This is a genomic window from Streptacidiphilus monticola (assembly GCF_042658505.1).
In the GTDB taxonomy this organism is placed as follows: Bacteria; Actinomycetota; Actinomycetes; order Streptomycetales; family Streptomycetaceae; genus Streptacidiphilus; species Streptacidiphilus monticola.
Genome location: NZ_JBHSQJ010000198.1, coordinates 1 through 591, shown reverse-complemented (window position 1 = coordinate 591; position 591 = coordinate 1). Strand labels below are relative to the sequence as shown.

Genomic DNA, 591 nt, shown 5'->3' with positions numbered 1-591 from the left:
GCCGCCGGAGGTCACCGTGATGTCGGAGCTGCCGCTGCTCTGGTAGCCCTCGGTGGCCAGGATCTCGTAGTTCGGGGTGCCGAGGTTCAGGCCGATGTTCTTCCACGCGTTGAAGATGTTCGACACGGTGATGGTGCCGCCGGTGCGCTTCGACTCGCGGATCGCCCAGTACTGGTTGAACGTCGCGGTGCCCTGGATGGACGGCTGGTTGGTGCGGGTGGTCTCGTACAGGTCGTAGACCGAGCCGTCGCTGGAGACCGAGCCGAGCTTGGTGGCACCGGTACTGGGGTTGTAGCTGCCGTAGTTGTCGACGATGTAGTACTCGACCAGCGGGTTGGTGGTCCAGCCGTACAGCGACAGGTAGCAGTTGCCGTTGCAGTTCCAGGAGCCGGAGTAGGACACGGTGTTGCTCGTGCCCGGGTTCCAGCCGGTGCCGGCGACGACGTTCTGCGCTCCCGAGTTCCAGGTCAGGCTGTACTCGCTGCCGGAGCCCAGGGTCATCGTGGCCCCGCTGGACTGCTCCCAGAACGAGTAGAAGTACCCGTTGTTGGTGCCGGTGGAGTTCGACGTGATCGTGGTGGCGGCGCTGGC

The 591-nt window shown here is 64.8% G+C and carries 1 protein-coding gene; it reads right to left on the bottom strand.

Annotation, left to right across the window (positions count from 1 at the left end):
- Positions 1 to 591 (bottom strand): glycoside hydrolase family 11 protein (locus ACFP3V_RS31295; RefSeq protein ID WP_380591063.1); only part of this gene is annotated, 591 nt, incomplete at both ends.